This window comes from Rhizobium sp. K102 (genome assembly GCF_022385315.1).
GTDB lineage: Bacteria > Pseudomonadota > Alphaproteobacteria > Rhizobiales > Rhizobiaceae > Rhizobium > Rhizobium croatiense.
Genome location: NZ_CP092436.1, coordinates 4,190,696 through 4,216,326, shown reverse-complemented (window position 1 = coordinate 4,216,326; position 25,631 = coordinate 4,190,696). Strand labels below are relative to the sequence as shown.

At 62.5% G+C, this 25,631-nt stretch carries 15 protein-coding genes and 2 pseudogenes; 11 read left to right on the top strand and 6 right to left on the bottom strand.

Annotated elements, in window-relative coordinates:
• Positions 1-14: 14 nt before the first annotated feature.
• The 10 genes and pseudogenes from MHI61_RS26620 (at position 15) to MHI61_RS26575 (ending at position 16,557) form a co-directional block, all read left to right on the top strand.
• The gene (locus MHI61_RS26620; protein WP_239791201.1) at positions 15-2,432 is read left to right on the top strand and encodes a circularly permuted type 2 ATP-grasp protein; all 2,418 of its coding nucleotides are present in this window, start codon (positions 15-17) and stop codon (positions 2,430-2,432) included.
• Positions 2,429-3,316: a transglutaminase family protein gene (locus tag MHI61_RS26615; protein ID WP_239791200.1), complete on the top strand. Its 888-nt coding sequence runs from the start codon at positions 2,429-2,431 to the stop codon at positions 3,314-3,316. The genes MHI61_RS26620 and MHI61_RS26615 overlap by 4 nt, the downstream gene beginning before the upstream one ends.
• A 119-nt stretch (positions 3,317-3,435) precedes the next feature.
• Positions 3,436-4,674 carry a pilus assembly protein gene (locus MHI61_RS26610; RefSeq protein WP_239791199.1) on the top strand — a complete coding sequence of 413 codons (1,239 nt, stop codon included), beginning with the start codon at positions 3,436-3,438 and terminating at the stop codon, positions 4,672-4,674.
• A gap of 276 nt (positions 4,675-4,950) precedes the next feature.
• Positions 4,951-7,413, top strand: coding sequence for a glycogen/starch/alpha-glucan phosphorylase (locus MHI61_RS26605; RefSeq protein ID WP_239791198.1), 2,463 nt, complete (start codon positions 4,951-4,953; stop codon positions 7,411-7,413).
• Positions 7,410-9,617: a 1,4-alpha-glucan branching protein GlgB gene (glgB, locus tag MHI61_RS26600; protein WP_239791197.1), complete on the top strand. Its 2,208-nt coding sequence runs from the start codon at positions 7,410-7,412 to the stop codon at positions 9,615-9,617. The genes MHI61_RS26605 and glgB overlap by 4 nt, the downstream gene beginning before the upstream one ends.
• A 19-nt stretch (positions 9,618-9,636) precedes the next feature.
• Complete coding sequence (gene glgC, locus MHI61_RS26595) at positions 9,637-10,899, top strand: glucose-1-phosphate adenylyltransferase (protein ID WP_097580404.1); 1,263 nt, start codon at positions 9,637-9,639, stop codon at positions 10,897-10,899.
• Positions 10,900-10,902: 3 nt separating this feature from the next.
• Positions 10,903-12,345 (top strand): glycogen synthase GlgA, encoded by a 1,443-nt coding sequence (gene glgA, locus MHI61_RS26590; RefSeq protein ID WP_239791196.1) that lies wholly within the window; start codon positions 10,903-10,905, stop codon positions 12,343-12,345.
• A gap of 6 nt (positions 12,346-12,351) precedes the next feature.
• Positions 12,352-13,984: pseudogene (locus MHI61_RS26585) on the top strand (alpha-D-glucose phosphate-specific phosphoglucomutase).
• A 12-nt stretch (positions 13,985-13,996) separates the two neighbouring features.
• Positions 13,997-15,976 carry a glycogen debranching protein GlgX gene (gene glgX / locus MHI61_RS26580; RefSeq protein ID WP_239791195.1) on the top strand — a complete coding sequence of 660 codons (1,980 nt, stop codon included), beginning with the start codon at positions 13,997-13,999 and terminating at the stop codon, positions 15,974-15,976.
• Positions 15,977-16,068: 92 nt separating this feature from the next.
• Positions 16,069-16,557 (top strand): MaoC family dehydratase, encoded by a 489-nt coding sequence (locus MHI61_RS26575; RefSeq protein ID WP_239791194.1) that lies wholly within the window; start codon positions 16,069-16,071, stop codon positions 16,555-16,557.
• Between the two features lie 56 nt (positions 16,558-16,613).
• On the opposite strand, the pseudogene MHI61_RS26570 reads toward MHI61_RS26575, so the two are convergent.
• From MHI61_RS26570 to MHI61_RS26550, 5 genes and pseudogenes are all read right to left on the bottom strand, one after another.
• Positions 16,614-16,724: pseudogene (locus MHI61_RS26570) on the bottom strand (VOC family protein); the annotation flags it as partial.
• A 49-nt stretch (positions 16,725-16,773) separates the two neighbouring features.
• Positions 16,774-17,322 carry a sarcosine oxidase subunit gamma gene (locus MHI61_RS26565; RefSeq protein ID WP_239791193.1) on the bottom strand — a complete coding sequence of 183 codons (549 nt, stop codon included), beginning with the start codon at positions 17,320-17,322 and terminating at the stop codon, positions 16,774-16,776.
• Entirely contained in the window at positions 17,315-20,308 is a 2,994-nt protein-coding gene (locus tag MHI61_RS26560) for a sarcosine oxidase subunit alpha (RefSeq protein ID WP_239791192.1), read from the bottom strand. The genes MHI61_RS26565 and MHI61_RS26560 overlap by 8 nt, the downstream gene beginning before the upstream one ends.
• Positions 20,305-20,646, bottom strand: a complete 342-nt coding sequence (locus MHI61_RS26555) for a sarcosine oxidase subunit delta (RefSeq protein WP_239791191.1) — start codon at positions 20,644-20,646, stop codon at positions 20,305-20,307. Before MHI61_RS26555 ends, MHI61_RS26560 begins: the two co-directional genes overlap by 4 nt.
• Positions 20,647-20,755: 109 nt before the next feature.
• A complete protein-coding gene (locus tag MHI61_RS26550; RefSeq protein WP_064683204.1) occupies positions 20,756-22,009 on the bottom strand; it encodes a sarcosine oxidase subunit beta family protein in 1,254 nt (417 codons plus the stop codon).
• 284 nt (positions 22,010-22,293) lie between these two features.
• On the opposite strand from MHI61_RS26550, the gene MHI61_RS26545 reads away from it, so the two are divergent.
• Positions 22,294-23,313 (top strand): FecR domain-containing protein, encoded by a 1,020-nt coding sequence (locus MHI61_RS26545; RefSeq protein WP_239791190.1) that lies wholly within the window; start codon positions 22,294-22,296, stop codon positions 23,311-23,313.
• 65 nt (positions 23,314-23,378) lie between these two features.
• On the opposite strand, the gene MHI61_RS26540 is transcribed toward MHI61_RS26545, so the two are convergent.
• Positions 23,379-25,559 (bottom strand): adenylate/guanylate cyclase domain-containing protein, encoded by a 2,181-nt coding sequence (locus tag MHI61_RS26540; protein WP_239792915.1) that lies wholly within the window; start codon positions 25,557-25,559, stop codon positions 23,379-23,381.
• Positions 25,560-25,631 lie beyond the last annotated feature (72 nt).

The window sequence follows — 25,631 nt, the reverse complement described above, 5'->3', positions numbered from 1 at the left end:
GGGATGTGAGTTTGATGGGTAAAAGGCCCGCAGCGGAGCGCAGGGGTGAGGCAGAGGATCGCATCGGCAAGGATGCGGCCTTCGACTATGCGCCGCTTCCCGGCACTGCCGACGAGATGGTCGACAATAATGGCGTCGTCCGCCCCGTCTGGCAGCGTTTCCTCTCGCATCTCGGCGCAATGCCGGAAAAGGATCTCACCGAGCGTTTCGCCCGCGCCGACCGCTATCTCAGAGATGCCGGCGTCTTCTACCGCGCCTACGGCAGCAAGGGCACCGGCGAACGCGCCTGGCCGATCTCGCATATCCCGGTGTTGATCGACGAGCGCGAATGGCAGGCGCTGTCGGCGGGCCTCGTCCAGCGCGCCGATCTGTTGGAAGCGATCGTCGCCGATATCTATGGCGACAATCGGCTGGTGGAGGAAGGTGTCCTGCCGCCGGCACTGATCGCCGCCAATCCCGAATTCCAGCGCCCGCTCTCCGGCATCAGACCGGCATCCGGCCACTATCTGCATTTCTGCGCTTTCGAGATCGGCCGCGGGCCTGACGGCAACTGGTGGGTGCTCGCCGACAGGACGCAGGCGCCATCGGGCGCCGGTTTCGCGTTGGAAAGCCGCGTCGCCACCACCCGCGCCTTCTCGGATATCTACGCCGAAACCCCGGTCCACCGCCTCGCCTCCTTCTTCGGCGCCTTCCGCGATGCGCTGCAGGGCATGAAACATTCCGGCGACGATCGCATCGCCGTGCTGACGCCGGGCCCGGCCAACGAGACCTATTACGAGCATGCCTATATTGCCCGTTATCTCGGCTTCATGCTGCTCGAGGGCGAGGATCTGACCGTGGTCAAGGGCCGCGTCATGGTGCGCACCGTCGCCGGCCTGAAGCCGATCGGCGTGCTCTGGCGCCGTCTCGATTCCGCCTTCGCCGACCCACTGGAGTTGAACCAGAATTCGCATATCGGCACGCCCGGCCTCGTCGAAGCCTTGCGCACCGAAAGCGTCACCATCGTCAATGCGCTCGGCACCGGCATTCTCGAAACCCGGGCGCTTCTGGCCTTCATGCCGACCATCTGCCGCCGTCTGTTGGGGCAGGCTCTGCGGCTGCCCTCGATTGCGACCTGGTGGTGCGGCCAGGAGGAAGAGCGCGAGCACGTCGCCAAGAATATCGAGAAGATGGTGATCGGCCCGGCCTATTCCCGGGCGCCCTTCTTCGATGACGACGGCGAATCCGTGCTCGGCTCGTCGCTGCGGGCGACCGCCAGGGATTCCATCACCGATTGGCTGAGTTCGGACGGCCCCAAGCTGGTCGGCCAGGAGGTCGTCACACTCTCGACGACGCCCGCCTGGGTGAACGGCAAGCTGGTGCCGCGGCCGATGTCGCTACGCGTCTTCGCCGCCCGCACCGCCGACGGCTGGCAGATTATGCCCGGCGGTTTTGCCCGCATCGGCTCCGGCGCCGATGTCGCGGCGATCGCCATGCAGTCGGGCGGCGCGGCCGCCGATGTCTGGATCGTCAGCGACAAGCCGGTCGAGCGCCACACGCTGCTGCCGGCCGAAGGCAGCTTCACCCGCAACATGCCGGGCAGCCTGCCGAGCCGGGCGGCCGACAACCTGTTCTGGCTCGGCCGCTATATCGAACGCGCCGAAGGGGCGTTGCGCATCCTGCGCGCCTGGCATGCGCGTTATGCCGAGGCCGCCGATCCGAGCCAGCCGCTGCTCGCCGACGTCTCGGCCTATCTCGCCGCCGTCGATATCGATACTGCCGAAGCCGTGCCGGAAACGCTCTTACGCAACATCGACAGCGCCGTTTATTCGGCGAGCAACATCCGCGACCGTTTCTCGCCGGACGGCTGGCTGGCGCTGAATGATCTGGCCAAGACGGCCCGCCGTTTCCGTGTCACTGTCACTGCCGGCGACGACGCCAGCCACGCGATGACGATCCTTCTGCGCAAGCTCGCCGGTTTTGCCGGCCTCGTGCACGAGAATATGTACCGCTTCATGGGCTGGCGCTTCCTCTCGCTCGGCCGCTATATCGAGCGCGGCCTGCACATGACCCGCCTGCTCGGCCACATGTCCGGCCCGGAAGCGCCGGACGGCGCGCTCGACATGCTGCTGGAGATCGGCGACAGCGTCATGACCCACCGCCGTCGCTACAACGTCAATACGGCTCGGCTGACGGTCACCGATTTGCTGGCGCTCGATCCGCTCAACCCGCGCTCGGTGCTCTTCCAGGTGAACGAGATCCACCACGAGGTCGAGCAATTGCCGAATGCCCTGATCAACGGCCAGATGTCGCCCTTCTACCGCGAGGCGATGCGGCTTCATTCCGGCCTGGCGGTGATGACGCCGGAGGGCATGGGGCCCGAGGTCTATCAGCGGTTCGAACGCGAATTGGAGCAGCTTTCCGACCTGCTCGCCCAGACCTATCTCGGGTGACGGCAGTGCTTTACGACCTCTCGCTCCGCATGGGTTACATCTACGACGTGCCGGCCTCCGGCGCTCGCCACATCATGCGCCTGATGCCGCTGTCGCTGACCAATCGGCAACGCCTCGTCGCCGGCTCGATCACGATTTCGCCGACGCCGGACGAGCAGTCGCATTTCGTCGATTTCTTTCAACACCCTGCCACCGCCTTCATGCTGCGCGCGCCGCACGAGGAGCTCGACATTCGCATGCAGGCCCGCGTGCAGGTCGAAAGCCAGCCCATCGCCGCCGATTTCTCGCCGCTGCTTGCCGAGCTGCCCGAGGAGATAGCAGGCATCTGGTCGCTGGCGCCGGATTCGCCGCACCACTTTCTCGGCGACAGCCCGCGCCTGACGCAGACGCGCGAGATCGCCGACTATGCACGAAGCTGCGCCAAGCCCGATCTGACGGCGATGCAGATCGCTCATGCGCTCTGCACCCGCATCAACAAGGATTTCACCTACGATCCCGACGCGACGACGGTCGACACGACACCGCTCGAGGCATTCAAGCTGAAGCGCGGCGTCTGCCAGGATTTTACCCACGTCATGATCCTGGCGCTGCGAAGCCTCGGCATACCGGCAGGTTACGTCTCCGGCTTCCTGCGCACCATTCCCCCGCCCGGCAAGGAACGCCTGGAAGGGGCCGATGCCATGCATGCCTGGGTCAGAATCTGGTGCGGCGAGACGATCGGCTGGATCGAGCTCGACCCGACCAACGACATCCCCGCCGGCACCGACCACATCGTCGTCGCCTATGGGCGCGATTATTCCGACGTCGTCCCCGTTATCGGTGTGTTGAAAAGCTATGGCGGCCAGCGCGCCGTCCAGGCGGTCGACGTGATCCCGCTGAAATAAGCCAATCCCAAAACTGGAAAAAACCGGCGATTCGTTAAAATTCTATTGACGCCGTAAGGTCGGCGTAAAGAACCAGCATGCGTTAATCACCTGACAGGGTTTCCAGTTGGGTGAACATGATGAGCACCTTCTTTTTGCATCCCTGCCTGCGTCGCATGTTCAGCGATCGAGGCGGTAATTTCGGTATCATGACGGCGGTTTTGGCGCCGGTTCTTCTCGGTGCTGCCGGCATGGCGGTCCATGTCGGCGATATGCTGCTCTCCAAGCAGCAATTACAGGAAGCCGCCGATTCGGCGGCGCTTGCGACCGCCACCGCGCTGGCGAATGGCACGATCCAAACCTCTCAGGCCGAAACCTTCGCGCGGAATTTCGTCGCAGGGCAAATGGCGAATTATCTGCAAAGCGGCGTCGATATTAAAAGCGCGACGGGCGTTACCGTGCAGACAAACACGTCGGGAAATTCGACATCCTACCAGGTGACGGTTTCGCCGAGCTACGACCTGACGGTCAATCCGCTGATGCAGGCGGTCGGCTTCACCACGCAGCACCTTTCGACATCAGGCACGACGGTTGGCGGCCATTCCCAGACCCAGACCCAGGGCTCCATCTCGATGTATCTGGCGCTCGACAAATCAGGATCGATGGGAGAAGACACGGCGACTGTCAACGAGGAGGATCCCACGGAATCCTATACCTACCCCTGCAATCCCCATTATAACAAGAAGGGCAAGGAAGTCTGGGACACCTGCACCGGCAGCCGCGCAAACTACTATACGAAAATAGAAGCGCTGAAGATGGCCGCCGGCAACCTCTTCGTCCAGTTGAGCAGCGCCGATCCCAACGCCCAATATGTCCGCACCGGCGCGGTATCTTACGATATCGTTCAATACGCACCCAGCAGTCTCGCCTGGGGAACTGTTGGTGTTTCGAGCTATGTCAATGCGCTTCAGGCAGGAGGCGGCACGAATTCCAGCGGCGCGATGGGCACTGCCTATTTGTCCCTGACGGCAAAGAATGCTGCGGGGAACGACGCCGAAGACTCCGCCCACCAGCTGAAGAGCGGGCAGATACCCAAGAAGTACATCGTCTTCATGACGGACGGCGACAATAACAACGACAGCAGCGGCGGCCGTTCATATGACACGCTGACCAAGGCGACATGCGACACGGCCAAGTCCAAGGGCATTGTGATCTATACGATCGCCTTCATGGCGCCCGAGGGCGGACAGGCGCTGCTGCAGTATTGCGCCTCAGACGCCTCGCACTATTTCCAGGCGGAAAAAATGGAAGACCTTTTCGCCGCGTTCAAAGCGATCGGAGCGAAGGCGTCCACTCAAGTGACGCGCCTGACGAACTGACGATACTGCCAACCGAAAGCCGATCAAAAAAGCCGCGCCGGAACAAACCGGCGCGGCTTTTCGTTATCGCTATCCCATCCATCTGATCGGGAAAAGTGTTTGAAATCAATCCTCTCGAACCCCGTGAATATGAAGGTTTGGCAAATTTTTCGTTTGCCCAAATCCTTTGTTGCAAGTGCTTCCTAACGATGCATAAACTGTGGTCCGCGCAAGCGACAAATCGATTAAATCAGGCATAACACCCTGAAACCAAATTAAAATTGGCGAGATCTGACCATGAATACCGTTTCCAAGCCGGTTATCCCTTCTCCCGCTCCCCGCAGTTCAAGGCCGGAAATTCTCGCTGAAGAAATCATCGAACGTCTGACTTACCGCATCGGCAAGGACGCCAAGGTGGCAAAGCCGCATGACTGGCTGACGGCGACGATCCTGGTGGTGCGCGACCGCATCATCGACAAGTGGATGGCCTCCACCCGCGAGGTCTACGCCACCGGCGCCAAGCGCGTCTATTATCTTTCCCTCGAATTCCTGATCGGCCGCCTGATGCGCGACGCCATCTCGAATCTCGGCCTGATGGAAGAGGTGCGCGATGCGCTCGCCTCGCTCGGCGTCGATGTCAACGTCATTGCCGGACTTGAGCCGGATGCCGCACTCGGCAATGGCGGCCTCGGGCGTCTCGCCGCCTGCTTCATGGAGAGCATGGCGACGGTCAACGTCCCGGCCTATGGCTACGGTATCCGCTATGTCCATGGCCTCTTTCGCCAGCAGCTGGCCGACGGCTGGCAGGTGGAACTGCCCGAAAACTGGCTCGCCCACGGCAATCCCTGGGAGTTCGAGCGTCGCGAGAGCTCCTATGAAATCGGCTTTGGCGGTTCCGTCGAATTCATCACCACCCATGACGACCAGCCGCGTTACGTCTGGAAACCGGCCGAGCGCGTCATCGCCGCCGCCTTCGACACGCCGGCCGTCGGCTGGCGCGGCAAACGCGTCAACACGCTGCGCCTCTGGTCGGCGCAGCCGATCGATCCGATCCTGCTCGATGCCTTCAACGCCGGCGACCACATCGGCGCGCTGCGCGAAAGCAACAAGGCCGAAAGTCTGACCCGGGTTCTCTATCCGGCCGACGCAACCTCGGCCGGTCAGGAATTGCGCCTGCGTCAGGAATTCTTCTTCTCGTCCGCTTCGCTGCAGGACATCCTGCGCCGCCACCTGCAGCAATATGATGATTTCACCTCGCTGCCGGACAAGGTGGCCATCCAGTTGAACGACACCCATCCGGCCGTCTCGGTCGCCGAACTCGTGCGTCTGCTCTGCGACGTGCACGGCATGGATTTCGAACAGGCCTGGGAGATCACCCGCCACACCTTCTCCTATACCAATCACACGCTTCTGCCCGAAGCGCTGGAAAGCTGGCCGGTACCGCTGTTCGAGCGTCTGCTGCCGCGCCACATGCAGATTGTTTATGCGATCAACGCCAAGATCCTGCTCGATGTCCGCAAGACCAAGAACTTTTCCGACAGCGAAATCCGCTCGATCTCGCTGATCGAGGAAAGCGGCGACCGCCGCGTGCGCATGGGCAACCTCGCCTTCATCGGCTCGCATTCGATCAACGGCGTCTCGGCGCTGCACACCGACCTGATGAAGGTCACGGTCTTTGCCGACCTGCACAAGCTCTATCCCGACCGCATCAACAACAAGACCAACGGCATCACGCCGCGCCGCTGGCTGCAGCAGTGCAATCCCGGTCTCACCGGTCTGATCCGCGAGGCAATCGGCGACGAGTTCCTCGATAATGCCGAAAAGCTGCGCCCGCTCGAGGCGCATGCTTCCGATCCGAGCTTTCAGCAGAAGTTCGCGGCGATAAAGCGGGCCAACAAGGTGGCGCTCTCCAACCTCGTCGCCAGCCGCATGGGCGTGAAGCTCGATCCGTCGGCGATGTTCGATATCCAGATCAAGCGCATCCACGAATATAAGCGCCAACTGCTGAACATCATCGAAGCCGTCGCCCTCTACGACCAGATCCGTTCGCATCCGGAGCTGGACTGGGTGCCGCGTGTCAAACTCTTCGCCGGCAAGGCGGCGCCGAGCTACTACAACGCCAAGCTGATCATCAAGCTGATCAACGACGTCGCCCGCACCATCAACAACGACCCGTCGGTGCGCGGCCTCTTAAAGGTCGTCTTCGTGCCCAACTACAATGTCTCGCTCGCCGAGGTCATGGTTCCGGCCGCCGACCTCTCCGAGCAGATCTCGACCGCCGGCATGGAGGCATCCGGCACCGGCAACATGAAGTTCGGCCTCAACGGAGCGCTGACGATCGGCACGCTCGACGGCGCCAATGTCGAGATGCGCGACAATGTCGGCGAAGACAACATCGTCATCTTCGGCCTCAGGGCCGACGAGGTTGCCAAGGTCCGCAGCGACGGCCACAATCCCCGCGCCATCATCGAGGGCTCGCGCGAACTCTCGCAGGCGCTCTCCGCCATCGGCTCCGGCGTCTTCTCGCCCGATGATCGCAACCGCTACACGGCGCTGATCGACGGCATCTATTCGCACGACTGGTTCATGGTCGCCGCCGATTTCGACGCCTATGCCCAGGCTCAGCGCGACGTCGACCAGATCTGGACCAACCAGTCCGACTGGTACACCAAGACGATCAACAATACGGCGCGGATGGGCTGGTTCTCTTCCGACCGCACGATCAGGCAATATGCAGACGAAATCTGGAGAGCCGGATGAAAACGCCGAAAACCATCCCTGAAGTAAAGCTTTCCTGGGAAATTTCGGCAGATGAAATCACGGCGATCCTTGCCGGCTCGCATTCCAATCCCTTTGCCGTCCTCGGTGTGCACCTGGCCGGCGACGCCTTCGTCGCCAGGTGTTTCATCCCGGGCGCCGAAGATGTGACCGCCATGACGCTCGACGGCGGCGTCATCGGCGAGCTGAAGCAGTTGCATGCCGACGGCTTCTTCGCCGGCCCCGTTTCGCTGACCAGGCTGCAGCCGGTGCGCTACCGCGCCCGGCGCGGCGATGCCGAATGGGCCGTCACCGACCCCTACAGCTTCGGGCCGGTGCTTGGGCCGATGGACGATTATTTCGCCCGCGAAGGCTCGCACCTGCGCCTGTTCGACAAGATGGGCGCCCACCTCATCAAGCATGATGGCGCCCAGGGCATCCATTTCGCGGTCTGGGCCCCGAACGCGCAGCGTGTCTCCGTCGTCGGCGATTTCAACAATTGGGACGGCCGCCGCCACGTCATGCGCTTCCGCTCCGATAGCGGCATCTGGGAAATCTTCGCCCCCGACGTGCCGATCGGCGTTGCCTACAAATTCGAGATCCGCGGCCAGGACGGCGTACTGCTGCCGCTGAAGGCCGATCCCTTCGCCCGGCGCAGCGAGCTCCGACCGAAGACCGCCTCGGTCGCCGCCGCCGATCTGGAGCAGGTTTGGGAGGACGAGGCCCATCTGAAGCACTGGCGCGAAACCGACAAGCGCCGCCAGCCGATCTCCATCTATGAGGTGCATGCCGCCTCCTGGCAGCGCCGGCAGGACGGCACGATGCTGTCCTGGGACGAGCTCGCCTCCAGCCTCATCCCCTATTGCGCCGACATGGGCTTCACCCATATCGAATTCCTGCCGATCACCGAGCATCCCTACGACCCCTCCTGGGGTTACCAGACGACCGGTCTCTACGCCCCGACCGCCCGTTTCGGCGAGCCGGAAGGTTTTGCCCGTTTCGTCAATGGCTGCCACAAGGTTGGCATCGGCGTCATTCTCGACTGGGTGCCGGCGCATTTCCCGACCGATGAACACGGCCTCGGCTGGTTCGACGGCACCGCACTCTACGAGCACGAAGACCCGCGCAAGGGCTTCCACCCCGACTGGAGCACGGCGATCTATAATTTCGGCCGCACCGAGGTCGTTTCCTATCTCGTCAACAACGCGCTCTACTGGGCCGAGAAATTCCATCTCGACGGTCTGCGCGTCGATGCCGTCGCCTCGATGCTCTACCTCGATTATTCGCGCAAGCACGGCGAATGGATTCCGAACGAATATGGCGGCAACGAGAACCTCGAAGCGGTGCGCTTCCTGCAGGATTTGAACATCCGCCTCTACGGCAATCATTCCAACGTTATGACCATCGCCGAAGAATCGACCTCCTGGCCGAAGGTCTCGCAGCCCGTGCATGAGGGCGGCCTCGGCTTCGGCTTCAAGTGGAACATGGGCTTCATGCACGACACGCTGAGCTACATGAAACGCGATCCGATCCACCGCAGGCACCATCACAACGAACTCACCTTCGGCCTGCTCTACGCCTATTCGGAAAATTTCGTCCTGCCGCTCTCGCATGACGAGGTGGTCCATGGCAAAGGCTCGCTGATCGCCAAGATGCCGGGTGACGACTGGCAAAAATTTGCCAATCTGCGTGCCTACTACGCCTATATGTGGGGCTATCCCGGCAAGAAGCTGTTGTTCATGGGCCAGGAATTTGCCCAGTGGAGCGAGTGGAGCGAGGCGAAATCGCTCGACTGGAACCTGCTTCAGTATCGTATGCACGAGGGCATGCGGCGCCTGGTGCGCGACCTCAACTTCACCTACCGCAGCAAGCCGGCGCTGCATGAGCGTGACTGCGAGGGCGAGGGATTTGAATGGCTGGTCGCCGACGACCACCAGAATTCCGTCTTTGCATGGCTGCGCAAGGCGCCGGGCCAGAAACCGGTTGCGGTCATCACCAATTTCACCCCCGTCTATCGCGAGAACTATACGATCCGCCTGCCGTCCGCAGGCCGCTGGCGGGAAATCCTGAACACCGATGCCGACATCTACGGCGGCAGCGGCAAGGGCAATGGCGGGCGCGTGCAGGCCGTCGATGCCGGCGGCGACATCACCTGCTCGATCACCTTGCCGCCCTTGGCGACAATCATGCTTGAACCTGAAAATTAGTGACTGGTGGGAGGAGAAAATGGTAGAAAAGCGTGTTCAGCCACTTGCCCGCGATGCAATGGCTTATGTTCTGGCCGGCGGCAGGGGGAGCCGTCTCAAGGAACTCACCGATCGGCGTGCCAAGCCTGCCGTCTATTTCGGCGGCAAGGCCCGCATCATCGATTTCGCGCTGTCGAACGCCCTGAACTCCGGCATCCGCCGCATCGGCGTTGCCACGCAATACAAGGCGCACTCGCTGATCCGTCACATGCAGCGCGGCTGGAACTTCTTCCGCCCTGAGCGCAACGAAAGCTTCGACATCCTGCCTGCCAGCCAGCGCGTCTCCGAGACGCAGTGGTATGAGGGCACTGCCGACGCGGTCTACCAGAACATCGACATCATCGAGGATTACGGTGTCGAATACATGGTCATTCTGGCGGGCGACCACGTCTATAAGATGGACTATGAATGGATGCTGCAGCAGCACGTCGATTCCGGCGCCGACGTCACCATCGGCTGCCTGGAAGTGCCGCGCATGGAGGCAGTGGGCTTCGGCGTCATGCATGTCAACGAGAAGGACGAGATCATCGCCTTCGTCGAGAAGCCGGCCGATCCGCCGCCCATTCCCGACAAGCCGGATTTCGCTCTCGCCTCGATGGGCATCTACGTCTTCCACACCAAGTTCCTGCTCGATGCGCTGCGCCGCGATGCCGCCGATCCGACCTCGAGCCGCGATTTCGGCAAGGACATCATCCCCTATATCGTCCAGCATGGTAAGGCGGTCGCTCACCGCTTCGCCAAATCCTGCGTCCGCTCCGATTTCGAGCACGAGCCCTATTGGCGCGATGTCGGCACGATCGACGCCTACTGGCAGGCCAATATCGACCTGACGGCGATCGTTCCGGAACTCGACATCTACGACAAGTCCTGGCCGATCTGGACCTATGCCGAGATCACCCCGCCGGCGAAATTCGTCCATGACGACGAAGACCGCCGCGGCTCGGCAACCTCCTCCGTTGTGTCGGGCGACTGCATCATCTCGGGCGCCAGCCTCAACAACAGCCTGCTCTTTACCGGCGTCAGGGCCAACTCCTTCTCCAAGCTGGAAGGGGCGGTCATCCTGCCGAACGTGAAGATCGGCCGGAGGGCGCAGCTCAAGAATGTGGTGATCGACCACGGCGTCGTCATTCCGGAAGGTCTTGTTGTCGGCGAGGATGCCGAACTCGACGCCAAGCGCTTCCGGCGGACGGAAAGCGGCATTTGCCTGATCACGCAACCGATGATCGACAAGCTGGATATCTGACGTATGAAAGTTCTTTCGGTTTCGTCCGAAGTCTTCCCTTTGATCAAGACAGGGGGCCTGGCCGATGTGTCAGGCGCCCTGCCGATTGCTCTGAACGCCTTCGGGGTCGAAACCAAGACCCTCCTGCCCGGCTATCCCGCCGTCATGAAGGTCATTCGCGACCCCGTCGTCAGGCTCGAATTCGCGGACCTGCTCGGAGAAAAGGCGACCGTGCTCGAGGTCCAGCACGAGGGCCTCGATCTTCTCGTCCTCCATGCCCCGGCCTATTACGACAGGCCGGGCGGCCCCTATCTCGATCCGCTCGGCAAGGACTATCCCGACAATTGGCGCCGTTTCGCCGCCCTGTCGCTCGCCGCCTCCGAGATCGCCGCCGGTCTGCTGCCCGGATGGCGGCCGGATCTGGTCCACACGCACGATTGGCAAGCGGCGCTGACCTCCGTCTACATGCGCTATTATCCGACGCCGGAACTGCCGAGCGTGCTGACGATCCACAACATCGCCTTCCAGGGCCAGTTCGGCTCCGAGATCTTTCGAGGTCTGCGCCTGCCCGATCATGCCTTCGCCATCGACGGCGTCGAATATTACGGCACGACCGGCTTTCTGAAAGGCGGCCTGCAAACCGCCCATGCGATCACCACTGTCAGCCCCACCTATGCCGATGAGATCCTGACGCCGGAATTCGGCATGGGGCTCGAAGGCGTGATTGCCACCCGCATCGACAATCTGCACGGCATCGTCAACGGCATCGACACCGATATCTGGAATCCGGCAACCGATCCTGTCGTCCACACCCATTACGGCCCGACGACGCTGAGGAACCGCGACGAGAACCGCCGCTCGATCGCCGAATTCTTCCATCTCGACAATGACGATGCCCCGATCTTTTGCGTCATCAGCCGTCTCACCTGGCAGAAGGGCATGGATATCGTCGCCAACGTCGCCGACGAGATCGTCGGCATGGGCGGCAAGCTCGTCGTGCTCGGTTCCGGCGAAGCCGCGCTCGAAGGCGCGCTGCTCGCTTCCGCCAGCCGTCATCCCGGCCGCATCGGCGTCTCGATCGGCTATAACGAGCCGATGTCGCATCTGATGCAGGCCGGCTGCGACGCGATCATCATCCCATCGCGCTTCGAGCCCTGCGGCCTGACCCAGCTTTACGGTCTGCGCTATGGCTGCGTGCCGATCGTGGCGCGCACCGGCGGGCTGAATGACACGGTGATCGATGCCAATCACGCCGCCCTTGCGGCGAAAGTGGCAACCGGCATACAATTCTCACCCGTGACGGAAACGGGCATGCTGCAGGCAATCCGCCGTGCGATGCATTTTTACGCGGACCGAAAACTCTGGACCCAATTGCAAAAGCAGGGCATGAAATCGGATGTCTCCTGGGAGAAGAGCGCCGAACGCTACGCTGCCCTCTATTCAAGCCTCGTCTCGAAAGGCATGTGACCTAAAATGATCAAGTCCGTACCCACCACGCCCTACCTGGACCAGAAGCCCGGCACGTCCGGTCTGCGCAAGAAGGTTCCGGTCTTCCAGCAGCCGAATTATGCGGAGAACTTCATCCAGTCGATCTTCGATTCGCTGGAAGGCTACCAGGGCAAGTGCCTCGTCATCGGCGGCGACGGACGCTATTACAATCGCGAAGTCATCCAGAAGGCGGTCAAGATGGCCGCCGCCAACGGCTTCGGCAAGGTGATGGTCGGCAAGGGCGGCATCCTGTCGACGCCGGCCGCCTCCCACATCATCCGCAAGTACAAGGCTTTCGGCGGCATCATTCTGTCTGCCAGCCACAATCCCGGCGGCCCGACCGAAGATTTCGGCATCAAGTACAACATCAACAATGGCGGCCCGGCCCCGGAAAAGATCACCGACGCGATCTATGCCCGTTCCAAGACGATCGACAGCTACAAGATCGCCGATTTCGCCGACGTCAATCTCGATCGCATCGGCAAGGACGAACTTCCCGGCGGCATGATCCTCTCGGTCATCGACCCGGTCGAAGATTATGCCGCGCTGATGGAAGAGCTCTTCGATTTCGGCGCCATCCGCAATCTGATCAGCCTCGGCTTCCGCATCGCCTTCGATGGGATGAGCGCCGTCACCGGCCCCTATGCCAAGGAAATCTTCGAAAATCGCCTCGGCGCTCCCTCTGGATCTGTGCGCAATTTCATGCCGCTGCCGGATTTCGGCGGTCATCACCCGGATCCGAACCCGGTTCATTGCAAGGAACTCTTCGATGAGATGATGGGTGATGACGCGCCCGATTTCGGCGCCGCTTCCGATGGCGACGGCGACCGCAATCTGATCATCGGCCGCGGCATCTTCGTCACTCCCTCCGACAGCCTGGCGATCCTTGCCGCCAACGCCAATCTCGCCCCCGGTTACTCCGGCGGCCTCGCCGGCATCGCCCGCTCGATGCCGACCTCGGGTGCTGCCGACCGCGTCGCCGAAAGACGCGGCATCGGCATGTATGAGACGCCGACCGGCTGGAAGTTCTTCGGCAATCTGCTCGATGCCGGCATGGCGACGATCTGCGGCGAGGAAAGCTCCGGCACCGGATCCAGCCACGTCCGCGAAAAGGATGGCCTCTGGGCGGTGCTGCTCTGGCTGAATATCCTTGCGGTGCGCGGCGAGAGCGTCGCCGATGTCGTCACCCAGCACTGGCAAACCTACGGACGCAACTATTATTCGCGCCACGATTACGAAGGCCTCGACACCGATGCGGCGAACGGGCTGATGGACAATCTCCGCAGCCAGCTTTCCACCCTGCCCGGCAAGAGTTTCGGCAGCCTGAAGGTCGAGAAAGCCGACGATTTCGCCTATCACGATCCGATCGACAAATCGGTGAGCGAGCACCAGGGCATCCGCGTCCTCTTCGAAGGCGGCTCCCGCGTCGTCTTCCGTCTCTCCGGCACCGGCACGTCTGGCGCAACCTTGCGTGTCTATATCGAGCGTTACGAGCCGGATTCGAACTCGCCACAACATCGAAACGCAGGAAGCACTCGCCGATCTCATCGCGGCAGCCGACAGCGTTGCCAGCATTCGGGAACGCACGGGACGCGACGCGCCAACCGTGATCACCTGATCCGGGGGAAACATGCGCGGGAACAATGCGGCGCAGGCCGGCGCGATCGTCTTCGATACCGGCGTCGAATTTGCTGTCTGGTCGCATCATGCCGCGCAGGTCGAGCTCTGCCTATTCGACAATGACGGCAACAGGGAATTCGCGCGCCTGCCGATGGCGCGCGACGGCAACCAGGTCCATCGCCTCTTCGTCGATGGCCTCAGGCAAGGCGCCCGCTACGGCTATCGTGCCGACGGTATCTACGCGCCGGACAACGGCCTCTGGTTCGATCCGTCGAAATTGCTGATCGACCCCTACGCCAAGGAGATCGACCGGCCGTTCCGCTACGATCCCCGCCTCGGCATCTATGGCGAAGACAGCCAGGATCTGATGCCGAAGGCGATCGTCACCTCAGATACGCGCGCCGCCGTCGCCAAGCCGCTCTTCAAACCGGGCGGCTTCATTTACGAAGTGGCGGTGCGGCCCTTCACCATTCTTCATCCCGACATACCGGAACACCAGCGCGGTACGATCGCCGCCCTTGCCCATCCCTCGGTCATCGCGCACCTGAAGCGGATCGGTGTCGATGCCGTCGAACTGATGCCGATCACCGCCTGGATCGACGAACGCCACCTGCCGCCGCTCGGCCTCACCAACGGCTGGGGCTACAATCCGGTTGCCTTCATGGCGCTCGATCCCCGGCTCGCCCCCGGCGGCATGACCGAGCTGCGCGAGACGATCGCCGCCCTCCATGCCGAGGGCATCGCCGTTATCCTCGACCTCGTCTTCAACCATACCGGCGAGAGCGACCGCTACGGCACGACGCTGTCGCTGCGCGGCCTCGACAACCTGCATTATTTTCGCCATGTCCAGAATGGCCCGGGCGAACTGGTCAACGATACGGGAACCGGCAACACGCTCGCCTGCGACCATCCCGAAGTTCGCCGTCTCGTCATCGACAGCCTGCGCCATTTCGTGCTCAACGCCGGCGTCGACGGTTTTCGCTTCGATCTCGCGCCCATCCTCGGCCGAACCGCGACCGGCTTCGAGCGCGATGGCGGAACACTTGCCGCCATTCTGGCAGATAATGTGCTCGCCGACCGGATCATGATTGCCGAACCCTGGGACATCGGTCCCGGCGGTTACCAGCTCGGCAACTTCCCGCCGCCCTTCCTCGAATGGAACGACCGGGTTCGCGACGATTTGCGCTGTTACTGGCGCGGCGACCAGTGGAAGACCGGCGCGCTGGCAACCGCGCTTGCCGGTTCTTCCGACATCTTCGCCCGCAATGACGGCAAAGGGACGCGCAGCGTCAATTTCCTTGCCGCCCATGACGGCTTCACGCTGATCGACCTCGTTTCCTATGCCGGAAAGCACAACGACGCCAATGGCGAGCACAATCGCGACGGCCATAATGAGAACCACTCGTGGAACAATGGCGTCGAAGGCGAAACCCTCTACCCCTCGATCCGCAAGCGCCGGATAAACGATGTGATGGCGCTGATATCAACGCTCTTTGCCACCCGCGGAAGCATCATGCTGACGGCCGGCGACGAAGGCGGACGCAGCCAGCGCGGCAATAACAATGCCTATTGCCAGGACAACGAGATCACCTGGCTCGACTGGAAGACATTGAATGAGGATCTCATCGCCCATACCGCCTTCGTCGCCGGGCTGCGCCGCCGCTTCACCGTCTTTTCCGAAACGGATTTCCTGTCGGGAAATGGCGACGTCGAATGGATCTCGGTTTCGGGCGGACCGATGACGGTCGCCGAATGGGAGACGCCGTCGCTCGCCGTCCTCGGCATACTGCTGGCAACCGGTGACCGGGCCTCAAGAGGCAAACGCACCCGGCTTGCCGTGCTCTTCAATCGCTCCGAAAGCCGCGAGCTCTTTACGCTTCCGTCGGAAGGCGAAGCTTGCTGGCGTCAATTGACGCCGGCGGGCGTGAAGATGGCCGCCGCCCGAGTCACCGTCGAGCCACGCTCCGTCGCCTTTTTCATAGAAAAATGACCGGCGCCTCCCATTGGCGCAAATCCTTGTCGCAATCGTCATAAATGCACGATAAGGCTTTGGCGCGGCGGGCTTATCTGACGAGGGAATGCATGGGCACGGAAATTTCACTCTCCGACGTGCGGGGATTGATCGGCATGGAAACGGGCCTTTCGGATTGGATCACCGTCGACCAGACGATGATCGATGCCTTTGCGGGGGCAACGGATGACCACCAGTTCATTCACGTCGATCCCGAGCGCGCCGCCGCCGAAAGCCCCTTCGGCGGCACCATCGCCCATGGCTTCCTGACACTGTCTCTGCTCTCGGCGATGAATTACAACTGTCTGCCGAAAGTGCGCGAGCAGACCATGGGCATCAATTACGGTTTCGATCGCGTCCGCTTCATGACGCCGGTCAAAAGCGGCGCCCGCGTGCGCGGCCGTTTCCTGCTCTCCGACGCCCGCTTCCGCGGCGGCGGCATGCTGATGACCACCTACGAGGTCACGATCGAAATCGAAAACGAGAAGAAGCCGGCCCTGACGGCAAAATGGATCACCATCATCCAGTTCGACCCGAAGGATCGTCCCGAGGACGCGTGAGCCGGATGCGGCTATGATTTCGCAGAATTGAAGACCGCTTCAAGAGCGTGGCTGTCCGGATCGATGTCATCCCAGACCCCGACATAACCGAGAGCGCCGAGGGCGGCATCGTAAAATGCCGCCGACCGCTCTATATCGGGAACGCCGAGGGAGGCATGATGCAGCATTCGTCCTCCCCTCGAATGGGCGCCCTAAACCGGCAGGACTGATCCGGGCTCAATGGCCGGCATCATGAGCCGCCTCGTTGAGCAGCCCGAAGACGAAGTCGGAAAACGACCGCCAGCATTCGACCCGGAACGTCTGTTCATCCGTGCGCAGAAGCACGATTTCCGCCTTGCCGAAGATCGTGCGGGACGCGGCCCCGACCGGAAACGAAGAATGCGACAGATCCTGCGGGCAGCTGGCGGCAAGCGTCTTTTCCGCGCCCGGTCCCGAGACGATGATCGCGACGTTGCGGTGGGAAACGTCGGTCGCCGAATGCACGGCACGGAGGCCGGAAAGCACCGCCATCAGATCGGCGCCATCCTCGTCGATTACCAGCCATTCGTCCGGCCCGATCCAGAGCGCTGAGCGCGCGCCGGCCCGACTGGAGGTCTTCGGAGCGTTCGGCACGGTGAGACCGAGCGCTTTGGTAAGCGCGGTAAGCGATTCCGCCGGGGCGCGCAGTGCCACCCGGCTCGCTGCCGGTGCCACCGTCAGCCGTACCGTTGCGGAGCCGCCGAGACGGCCGGCAAGCACTGGCTTGCGAATTGCGACATCAGCCATGGATGCGGCCTCCTTCCTTGTCAAAGAATACCAGATCCGTCACCTCGACGGCGATCGTCCGGTCCGGCATCGGCACGTAGAGCGTCTCGCCCATCCGCGCCCGGCCACCGGCGACGAGCGCGAAGGCGATCGACCGGCCGCAGCTTTCCGACCAGTAGGCCGAGGTGACGTGGCCGAGCATCGTCATCGGCTTCGGCTCGTTCGGGTTCGCGACGACCTGCGCGCCTTCTTCGAGCACCAGCTTCGGATCCTTGGTGATAAGCCCGACAAGCTGCTTGCGTCCCTCCTTCACGAGGTCCGGCCGCTGCAGGCCGCGAATGCCGACAAAGTCCTTCTTCTTCTTCGAAACGGCCCAGGCAACGCCCGCGTCATCAGGCGTAACCGTCCCGTCAGTATCCTGGCCGACGATGATATAGCCTTTTTCGGCGCGCAGAACGTGCATCGTTTCGGTACCGTAAACGCAGGCGCCGAGCGGTTCGGCGTTGGCCCAGACGGCTTCGAGCACCGACTGGCCATAATCTGCGGGCACGTTGATTTCGAAACCGATTTCGCCGGTGAAGGAGACGCGGAAGAGCCGCGCCGGCACGCCGCAGACCGTGCATTCCGCAACGCTCATATGCGGGAAGGCCTCGTTCGAGAGGTCGACCCCTGCGACCAGCGGCTCGACGATCTGGCGCGCCTTCGGTCCCTGCACCGCAATGACGGCCCATTGCTCGGTGACCGAGGTCAGCCATACCTTCAGGTCCGGGAATTCCGTCTGCAGGTAATCTTCCATATGGTGAAGAACGCGCGGCGCTCCGCCGGTCGTCGTCGTGACATGGAAACGGTCCTCGGCCAGTCGCCCGACGACGCCGTCGTCATAAACGAAGCCGTCTTCGCGGGTCATGATGCCGTAGCGGGCCTTGCCCGGCTTCAGCGTATCCCAGGCATTGGTGTAGATGAGGTTGAGGAACTTCGCCGCATCCGGCCCAACCACCTCGATCTTACCAAGCGTCGAAGCATCGAAGATGCCGGCCGACTCTCGGGCTGTGCGGCATTCGCGCGCGACCGCCTGATGCATGTTCTCGCCGGCACGCGGATAGAACCAGGCACGTTTCCAGTTTCCGACATCTTCGAAAACGGCGCCATGGGCTTCTTCCCACTCGTGCAGCGGCGTCTTGCGCGTCGGATCGAACAACGCTCCGCGCGAATGGCCGATCAGCGTGCCGTAGGTGACCGGCGTGTAGGGCGCGCGGAAGGTGGTGAGACCGACCTGCGGGATTTCCCTGCCGAGCATTTCGGCGGCGATTGCCAGGCCGTGCATGTTGGAAAGCTTGCCCTGGTCCGAGGCCATGCCGTTCGTCGTAAAGCGCTTGATGTGCTCGATCGAATGCATGCCCTCGCGCACGGCAAGGCGGATATCCTTGGCACAGACATCGTGCTGGAAGTCGATGAAGGCCTTGGCGTTGGTTTTCGGTCCGGCGCCTTCGGCGGCACCGATCATACCGCCCGTCCATTCAAAGGCCTGCTCGGCCGAAATTGCGATCTTCTCGCCGCTGCTTCCGCCGGTGGCCTGCGCCATCAGCTCGCCGGCGGCAAGCGATTCCTCGATCGTCCGCTGCAGATCGTCGGTGCCGTTGCAGGCACCGACCGACAGGCAATCCTGCGCGTAGGAGCCGGGCAGGAAACGCTGGCTTTCAGCGTCAAAGGCCACTTTGCCGCGCGACTGCGAGAACAGATGCACGGACGGTGTCCAGCCGGCCGAAACCAGCAGCGCATCGACGGCGATCTTGCGCGGCGAACCGCCGCCGTTGCGCGCCACCGTCATCGACGAGATACGCAGCCGCCCCGCGGTGTTGATGACCGACTGGCCGGCCAGCACGTCAATGCCGAGCGCACGCGCCTCCGCCAGCACCGCCGCGCCCGGCGCCTGCCTGATATCGACGATGGCGGCGATCGAAACGCCCGCGCGCTTCAGATCGAAGGCCGTTTCATAAGCCGAGTCATGCGCCGTGTAGATGCCGACATTCTTGCCGACGGCGACGCCGTAATGGTTGAGATAGGTCCGCGCCGCCGAGGCCAGCATGATGCCCGGCCGGTCGTTGTTCGGAAATACCATGTGCCGTTCGATCGCGCCGTTGGCGAGGATTACCCGCTTGGCCCGGACCTGCCACAGCCGTTCGCGCGGCAGATCATGGGCGGGATTGGCGAGATGGTCAGTGACGCGCTCGGCCAGGCCGACGAAATTGTGGTTGTAGTAGCCAAAGGCAGTCGTGCGCAGCAGCACTTGGACATTGTCCATCGCCTTCAGCTGCGCCACGGCCTTCTGCGCCCAGGTGAAGCCGTCCTGCCCGTCGATCTTGGCGCCGGCATCATGGCGCAGCGCACCGCCCGCCTCCGCCTGCTCGTCGCAGAGGATCACCCTGACGCCGGTCCGGGCCGCGGCCAGCGCCGCCGAAAGCCCGGCAACGCCGGCGCCGACCACCAGTACGTCGCAATGAGCGTAACGGCTGGCATAATGGTCCGGATCGCCTTCCGTCGGCGCAACACCGAGGCCGGCGGCGCGACGGATGAGCGGTTCATAGACATGCTTCCAGGCGGCGCGCGGCCACATGAAGGTCTTGTAGTAGAAGCCGGCGGCGAAGAATGGCGACATCAGATTGTTGATGGCGCCGACATCGCGGGCAAGCGAGGGCCAGCGGTTCTGCGAGCTGACGATCATGCCGTCGAAGACTTCCTGCACGGTGGCGCGCACGTTCGGCTGCTTGCGTGCTGCATCGCGAGCGACGTCGATCAGGGCGTTCGGTTCCTCGGCGCCGGCTGAAAGAATGCCGCGCGGCCGGTGATATTTGAACGAACGGCCGACGAGGTGCACGCCGTGGGCGATCAGCGCCGAGGCGACGCTATCGCCTTCGAGCGCCGTGTAGGTCTTGCCGTCGAAGCTGAAGCGCGCGGTTTTGGCCGGCGTCAGGCGCCCCTTGCCGGCGATACGGTTGACGCCGCTCATTGCGCCTCTCCTTCCAGGGCTTCATATGTCTCGACAGGCGCGTGCTTCTCGGCAGCAGCGCCGACCGCAGGCTTCGGCTCACCGGCCTGATAGGTCATGAGGAACTTGTCGCTCACCGTGTCGCGGACTGCATTGAAGAAACGTCCGCAGCCATGGATGTGCCGCCAGCGTTCGAATATCAGCCCCTTCGGATTGTCGCGCAGAAAGAAATAGGCTTCGAATTCCGCATCCGAGATCGAGGCAATATCTGCGGGCCGCGCAATATGCGCGTCACCCGCGCCGCGGAATTCGAGCTCGGAGCGCTCTTCCTGGCAGTAAGGGCAATGGATCAGCAGCATGTAGGATTTCCTTCTCCTCCACTTCTCCCCAGCGGGGAGAAGGTGCCTGAAAGACGGATGAGGGGGTGAGCGACGAAAGCAGCGAGCGTGAGCACGAAAACACCCATCGTCAGTGCGCCACCGCCGCCGCAGCAGCCTCGTCGATCAGCCGGCCGCTGCGGAAACGCTCCAGCGTCAAGCCGGCGTTGAACTTGTGCGGTTCGTCGCGGGCAATCAGATGGGCGAAAAGATTGGCCGAACCCGGCGTTGCCTTGAAGCCCCCGGTGCCCCAGCCGCAATTGACGTAAAGCCCGGGAACCGGCGTCTTCGACTGGATCGCCGAACGATCCGGCGTGTTGTCGACGATGCCGCCCCACTGGCGCATCATCTTGACGCGCCGGAACATCGGGAAGAGTTCGCAGATGGCATCGAGCGTATGGGTGATGATCTGCAGCCCGCCGGTCTGCGAGTAGGAATTGTACTGGTCGGTACCGGCGCCGATGACGAGTTCTCCCTTGTCGGACTGGGAGATATAGGCGTGCACCGTGTTCGACATGACAACACAGGGGAAGATCGGCTTCAGCGGCTCGGAAACCAGCGCCTGCAGCGGGCTCGACTGGAGCGGCACCCGCACATCGGCCATCTTCATGATCGTTGTGGTGTGGCCGGCCGCCGACACGCCGACTTTTCTGGCGCCGATGAAGCCGCGCGTGGTCTCGACGCCGGTAACGCGCCCATCGGGCGCACGGCGAATGCCGGTCACTTCACAATTCTGGATGATGTGGACACCGCGGTCCGATGCTGCGCGCGCATAACCCCAGGCGACCGCATCATGCCGCGCCGTGCCGCCGCGCCGCTGCAGTGCCGCACCGTTGATCGGGTAGCGCGCGCTGGCGGAGATATCGAGCGGCGGGCAATAGGCCTTCGCCTGTTCCGGCGTCAGCCATTCATTGTCGATGCCGTAGAGCCGGTTGGCGTGGATATGCCGCTTGAACGACTGCTGGTCGTGAATATTGTGCGAGAGCATCATCACGCCGCGCGGCGAATACATCACATTGTAGTTGAGCTCCTGCGAAAGCCCCTCCCAGAGCTTCATCGAATGCTCGTAAATGTGCATGCTCTCTTCATAGAGATAGTTCGAGCGGATGATGGTGGTGTTGCGCCCGGTATTGCCGCCGCCGAGCCAGCCCTTCTCGATCACCGCCACATTGGTGATGCCATGCTCCTTGGCGAGATAATAGGCGGCTCCCAGGCCGTGCCCGCCGGCGCCGATGATGACGACGTCGTATTCGGCGCGCGGTTCTGGTGAAGTCCACTGCTTCTCCCAGCCTCTGTGGCCACGAAGGGCCTCTCGCGCCACGGCAAAAACCGAATATTTCCGCATCCGCCTTCTTCTCCTTCGGGCAAGGACTATTCTCCGTGCCCATACAAATCGCAAATCCAAATGCGGCACAACGGCTCTTTTGCGACGCGCGAGAGCTTTGGTTTTGACACTGAGCGACATGATGTCGAAAAGCGCCCTGTTTTCCAGGACACGCGTTCCGCTTCCTCCGGCATTGGCACAACCAGCAATCCATCGGGGCCGCCGGCTAGCCCTCACCCAAGAGGGCGAGAAGACAAGCAGTTACTAAAATGTTAACTCTCCCCCCTTGCCAGGGTTCTTGTATCATGTGGGGTCAGCGTTCATTCTTCCACGCGCTTCTCATCGCGTTTTGCAGCGCCCAGGCGTCGCCCGCCGCCGAGCCGGTTGGTCAGGCTGTCCTCATCAAGACTGAAGTCACCGGACAGGCCGGACCGATTGAGGTCAATACCAACGTTCACCGTGACGAGCGGATTCGAACATCGCAATCCGGGCTTGGCCAGTTTCTGTTTCGAGACGGCACCAAGCTCGCGGTCGGCTGGGGGTCCTCTGTCGTCATCGACAAATATGTGTTCGACGATACGCAATCGGTCAGAAAGCTCACCATCAAGGCCGCCAAGGGGACTTTCCGCTGGGTCAGCGGCAATTCCAATTCGTCGGCCTATCAGATCCTGACGCCGGCCGGCACGATCGGCGTGCGCGGCACCGCATTCGATTTCTATGTCGGCCCCGACGGCACCACTGCCGTCGTCCTCTTGAACGGCGCGGCCAGCTTCTGCGGCCCCGGTGGCTGTCGCCAGCTGCAGCAACGCTGCGATTGCGTTGTCGCCAAACCGAATGGCGATATGACGGCGGCCGGCCGGGTCGATCGCAACGTCCTTGACAGACTTGGAAACCAGCGTGCCCTGCCTTTCCTTTCCGGCAACCAACGGCTTTCCGGCGGCCTCGGCATGCTCGGCGGCTGCAATATGGCCTCCGTTATGCCGGAAAGAAAAGACAGGACACGGCCTCCGCCGGCAGTTGCGCCTGCTCCGCAGAGGCAGGATGCGCCACAGAGACAGGCCGAGCCGCAAAAGGAGCGACCGAACAAGCCCGACAAGCCTTCCCACGACAAGCCTCATCACGACAGGCCGCACCATGATAAGCCCCACCATGACAAGCCGGATAGACCCGACAAGCATCAGGGCCATGGGAGCCATGACGATGACGGAAAGCCCGGAAATCACGGTTTGGATCATCGGGACCCCGAGCGCCACCATGATGGAGATCGCGACCATAAGAATGATCGAAACCACGACAGAAGTCGGAATTTCAATCGCGGTCGGTGAGGCTGTTTTCGGGATCCTCGCAAGTCAAGGCGTCGGCACTGGGCACCGCCCTTCGAAAATCGCTTCTACTTTTCGGCATCGGCGGCGCTCTTTTCGATCCCCGCAGGCAATTCCCGAAAATGGTCGGTCCTGCTGGGTATCCGCCGATAGAATTCCACCAAACCGCCCACCACCTCATCCGCCCTGAGCTTTGCCGTATCCATAAGTTTGCGGGTATTCTTTGAATGCGAATGCAGGGCTTGCATCAATTGCCGGTGAACGGCATTGAGCGCGGCGAATTCCCGGGATGCCGCCATATGCTCATCGCCGAGGACGGCAAGGATCTTGGTGCGGCTGCTCTTTCCCTTCAGTGGAATGGCGCCGGCGTCGATCAGCGCCATTCCTTTCACTGAGCGTGCAGTGCTGTCGGAGATGAGGATATCGAAGCCTACCTCTTTGCACGACGACTCGATGCGGGCCGCGACGTTGACGGCATCTCCGACAGCCGAATAGTTGAAGCGGGTCTTGGCGCCCATATTGCCGACGCAGGCAATGCCGGTATGGATGCCGATGCCGATCCCGACCTCGTGATCGGAACCGAAGCCGAAGGCGTCGCCGGCGTTCAGGTCGGCGAGTGTCTCGCGCATGGCCAGGGCTGTGCGAACCGCCTTGGTTTCATGATCCGCAACATCGACCGGCGCATTCCAGAACGCCATGATCGAATCGCCGATAAACTTGTCGAGTGTGCCTTCATTGGCGACGACATGACGGCTCAGCGCGTCGAGCAATGTGTTCAGGAAGGCGACGACATCCGTCGGCGCCAGCCGTTCACTCATCTCGGTAAAGTTTCTGACGTCGACGAACATGACCGTCAGCTCGCGGTCATCCCCACCCAGGCGCAATGCGTCGCGGTTATGCTCAATGCGATGGAGCAGCGACGGAGACAGATAATGTCCGAAGGCGCGCCGCACCTCGCGCCTTTCCCGATCGATCACCAGAATGCGGAACGAGGTTGCGGCAAAATGGGTGATCGATCCGCTGACGATCGGCGCCAGCGGATCGAGAAGAAGTCCCGCATAGAGAAATGACAACCACGACGCCACGAGCGCCATTGCCGTAATGAGCAGGCCGCAGACCAGAGCGACGGCGGGACTGACGAAGGTCGTCACCACGACGAGCAGGCATCCGAGCACCGCGATCGTGAGGATTTCCAGCCCGTCCGCCCAGTCGGGCCGCGACAGGAACTGGCCGGAGAGAATCTGCTCGACGGCCTGCGCATGCAGCGAAACGCCAGGGACATTCTCGCCGAGCGCGGTGACGCGAATGTCCTGCAGGCCGGCCGCCGAAGTCCCGACGAAAATGACGCTGCCGTTGATGGCGGCCGCAACCTCGGGGCTGGCGCCTGCACCGGCGAGCACCTGGCGTGCGGAGATATAACGCTCGGCCCGGTCCGGCGTGACATAGAGCCAAAGTTCGCCGGCCGTCGTCAGCGGCACGACGAAGTCGCCGATCTTTGCCGATGTCATAATGCCGGCGCGGTCGGGCGCGCCCGAGAGCACATAGGTCGACACCCCCTGCGCGACTCGCAGCGCCTCGATCGCCAGATTCGGATAGAGCTGCGCGCCATCGGTCAGGAACAGCGGAACCGCCCGAACCACAGGCGAGGGATTGCCCGGATTGAGGCTGATATGGCCAAGCCCCGCTGCATTGGCCTCCAGTTGCGGCCTGAGCGGCGTCGAAGCGTGCAGAAAGGGCGGGGCCGAGACAGGGCTTTCGCCCGTGAAGGCGAAGCCCGCCTTGACGGGCGGGCGGTAACCGCCCTCGTTGGACAAGCCGAAGCCGAGGACGACGGGCTTGCCGGCAATCGAGCCGGCGAATATCTCGTCGTTATCGGGCAGTTTCTCGGCAAGGGAAGGATCGACACCGGCGACCTCGCGAACGATGTTGCGCGGCGACAGCCGGTCCGGCTCGGCAAAGAGAACATCGAAGGCGATGGCCGCTGCTCCCATCTCCGAGAGCCTGTCCACCAACAGGGCCAGCCTGTCCCGCGGCCACGGCCACTGACCGAATTCGCGCAGCGAGGCTTCGTCGATGTCAACCACGCGGACCGGCATCGGTTCGAAGCTTCTCGGAACCAGCCGCTGATATTCGTCGAAGGTCACCCCGCGGATCAGCTTGAAAATCCCCGGATCGCCCGCCCGCAGGATCGTCAGCGCCGCCACGATCGCCAGGCCGACAACCACACCGATTTGCTGCACGCGTGTCATCATCTCACCGGCTGTCCCTCCCGCGGCCGACGGAGCGGCCTGCGTCTGCCGGCAGACAGGCTACGCCGCTTT

Coding starts and splice junctions, on each gene's coding strand:
- MHI61_RS26620 (WP_239791201.1), top strand. CDS start 15: ATGGGTAAAAGGCCCGCAGCGGAGCGCAGGGGTGAGGCAGAGGATCGC.
- MHI61_RS26610 (WP_239791199.1), top strand. CDS start 3,436: ATGAGCACCTTCTTTTTGCATCCCTGCCTGCGTCGCATGTTCAGCGAT.
- MHI61_RS26605 (WP_239791198.1), top strand. CDS start 4,951: ATGAATACCGTTTCCAAGCCGGTTATCCCTTCTCCCGCTCCCCGCAGT.
- glgB (WP_239791197.1), top strand. CDS start 7,410: ATGAAAACGCCGAAAACCATCCCTGAAGTAAAGCTTTCCTGGGAAATT.
- glgC (WP_097580404.1), top strand. CDS start 9,637: ATGGTAGAAAAGCGTGTTCAGCCACTTGCCCGCGATGCAATGGCTTAT.
- glgA (WP_239791196.1), top strand. CDS start 10,903: ATGAAAGTTCTTTCGGTTTCGTCCGAAGTCTTCCCTTTGATCAAGACA.
- glgX (WP_239791195.1), top strand. CDS start 13,997: ATGCGCGGGAACAATGCGGCGCAGGCCGGCGCGATCGTCTTCGATACC.
- MHI61_RS26575 (WP_239791194.1), top strand. CDS start 16,069: ATGGGCACGGAAATTTCACTCTCCGACGTGCGGGGATTGATCGGCATG.
- MHI61_RS26565 (WP_239791193.1), bottom strand. CDS start 17,322: ATGGCTGATGTCGCAATTCGCAAGCCAGTGCTTGCCGGCCGTCTCGGC.
- MHI61_RS26560 (WP_239791192.1), bottom strand. CDS start 20,308: ATGAGCGGCGTCAACCGTATCGCCGGCAAGGGGCGCCTGACGCCGGCC.
- MHI61_RS26555 (WP_239791191.1), bottom strand. CDS start 20,646: ATGCTGCTGATCCATTGCCCTTACTGCCAGGAAGAGCGCTCCGAGCTC.
- MHI61_RS26550 (WP_064683204.1), bottom strand. CDS start 22,009: ATGCGGAAATATTCGGTTTTTGCCGTGGCGCGAGAGGCCCTTCGTGGC.
- MHI61_RS26545 (WP_239791190.1), top strand. CDS start 22,294: ATGTGGGGTCAGCGTTCATTCTTCCACGCGCTTCTCATCGCGTTTTGC.
- MHI61_RS26540 (WP_239792915.1), bottom strand. CDS start 25,559: ATGACACGCGTGCAGCAAATCGGTGTGGTTGTCGGCCTGGCGATCGTG.